The sequence below is a fragment of the Xanthomonas sp. LMG 12459 genome (assembly GCF_009192905.1).
Classification (GTDB): Bacteria; Pseudomonadota; Gammaproteobacteria; order Xanthomonadales; family Xanthomonadaceae; genus Xanthomonas_A; species Xanthomonas_A sontii.
The window spans coordinates 1-2,069 of the sequence record NZ_NSGT01000128.1; the positions used below are offsets into that span (position 1 = coordinate 1).

Here is a 2,069-nt window from a genome sequence, read left to right on the forward strand (position 1 = left end):
GGTCGAGCCAAGGCGCGCTGGCCGCCAACGATAACGAAGTCCGCCGCTTCGCGGCGCAGAATGCCATGGACCTGGACTACTGGAATGCGCAGATGAAGGCTTACGACTCCTACATCGTGGCGCTCAAGGACGACCAGTCGCGGCTCGCGCGGCGCGCCCTGAATGGCAACAAGGACGACCTGCTGGGGCAGGTCGTGCAGGCCGGCGTGCTGGCTGGCGCGCTGCAGAACTGACCGCGTAGCAGCCCACATTCATCACCAGACACCGGATAGACAGGCAGCATGAACGGACTTTTCGACACTGCGACGCACTGGGTGCAGCCGCTGGCGGACGCCAACCTGGGCGACTTCCTGTTCTTCAGATTGGTGAACAACTACTTCACCAACGAGATCGCGACCTTCGGTCTGGAGTTGACGCGGCGTGCGATGAACTGGGTGAGTGTGATTGCGCTGACGGCGACGATGTTCTGGGTGCTGATCCAGGGCTATCGCATCGCCACCGGGCAGTCGCGCGAATCGGCGATGGCGACGATGGTCAAGGCGGCCAAGGTCGCGGTGATCCTGATGATTGCCTCCACCGTCGGCGCCAACGGCGCCATGTTGCACAAGACGATGACCGACAACCTGGACAAGGAGATCCACGGTTTGTTCACGGGCGACGATAATTCCAGCGCAGCCGATGCGATCGACCAGAATCTGGAGTACACCCAGCTTGCGATGGCGGCCCTGGATGCGGTGAAGGTGAACGCCAACGATCCGGAGTCGATCGATCAGAAGAGCCGAGCGATCCTGTTGGCTGGATTCGGCACGGCCGGTCCGCCCATGGTCGCCGGTGCGATGTTGTTGCTGTTCAAGTTCACTCTGGCCTTCCTGATCGGCATCGGGCCGATCTTCATCTTCTTTTTGATGTTCGAGCAGACCAAGGACCTGTTCAAGAAGTGGTTGTACTATGTGTTGGGAACGCTGTTCTCGATGGCCATGCTGTCAGTGGTATCGGCGATGGTCCTGAAGTTCACGGTGAAGGTGGCGGGGGCCTACTGGGCGATGAAGCTCATCCCGCTGGGCAATGCGGAAGGCTTGTCGTCGCAGGCGCTGCAGCAGGGAGGGATTGGATTGCTCATGACCTTGCTGATCGTGTCAGTGCCGCCGATGGCTGCCGCGCTGTGGCAAGGCAGCATGGCGTCCTTCATGCACTTCTCGGCGTTCGCCGGTGGTGCAGCGTCTTCGCCTGGACCGCAGGGGCAGCCGCCGGGGTCGTATGTGCCGCCTCGGGCGGATAGCAACACATCTGCTTCGGTGAATAGCGCCGCACCGACTTCAGCTGGACGTGTCACGTCTAGCACAGCACAGGTAGACACTAACTCCCAAGGCAGTGGTGCCAGAGGCAATGCCAATAGGGATAAAACTCAAATTATCTAGATTTCGATCATATGAAATTTAATTTTTATCTTTTTTTTGCTCTTTCTTTTGCGGCAAATATAGTGTTCGCTGAAAACGGATGCCCGCCTGGTCAGTTGCCTGCGCAGGCAAATGGAGCGATAACTTCCTGTACTCCGATCCCTTCCGGTTACTATCAACGAGAAGCACCTCCGCCTCGCCCCTCCGGAAAGTGGGTTAAAACCTGGGGGGCGATTGCAATGGGCTATACTGATTCCGCTACAACTTTCGGTGTCACCAAAGGGAAATTGTCTGAGGCAGAGGCGCAGGCAGATGCACTAATGCGCTGCGGTTCTCGTGGATTAAAAAATTGCAAAATTGTATTGAAGTATCACAACCAATGTGCGGCGGTTGCTGAACCCCATATTGACGGGAGCCCCTACAGTGATGGTCGACTTAGTTTTGCTGGTTCAGCAACTATTCCGGAAGCCAGTAGTCGTGCTTTGAGCGACTGCAAAAAAAATAATAGATCAACCCCGAAGGCCGTGTGCGAGATTATTTATACAGCCTGCACTGAGCAGATATTCGAGAAGTTCTAGTGCTGAGTAGTTCCCATCTATTGTTCAAACCAGTCATGAAACGGAATTTTCTGGCGTGTAGGATGCATCGTGATGATATATGGATATAAAATTC

At 56.0% G+C, this 2,069-nt stretch carries 2 protein-coding genes and 1 pseudogene; all 3 read left to right on the forward strand.

Going from position 1 to position 2,069, the window contains the following annotated elements; translation table 11 throughout:
- Positions 1-233, forward strand: a pseudogene (locus CEK65_RS20720) (hypothetical protein); the annotation flags it as partial.
- Positions 234-281: 48 nt separating this feature from the next.
- Positions 282-1,418 carry a type IV secretion system protein gene (locus CEK65_RS20725; protein ID WP_152182851.1) on the forward strand — a complete coding sequence of 379 codons (1,137 nt, stop codon included), beginning with the start codon at positions 282-284 and terminating at the stop codon, positions 1,416-1,418.
- A gap of 11 nt (positions 1,419-1,429) precedes the next feature.
- Positions 1,430-1,975: a DUF4189 domain-containing protein gene (locus CEK65_RS20730; protein WP_152182852.1), complete on the forward strand. Its 546-nt coding sequence runs from the start codon at positions 1,430-1,432 to the stop codon at positions 1,973-1,975.
- The last annotated feature ends 94 nt before the right edge of the window (positions 1,976-2,069 follow it).

Bases quoted from the DNA above. Each gene is read 5' to 3' on its own strand.
- CEK65_RS20725 (WP_152182851.1), top strand. From the start codon at position 282: ATGAACGGACTTTTCGACACTGCGACGCACTGGGTGCAGCCGCTGGCG.
- CEK65_RS20730 (WP_152182852.1), top strand. From the start codon at position 1,430: ATGAAATTTAATTTTTATCTTTTTTTTGCTCTTTCTTTTGCGGCAAAT.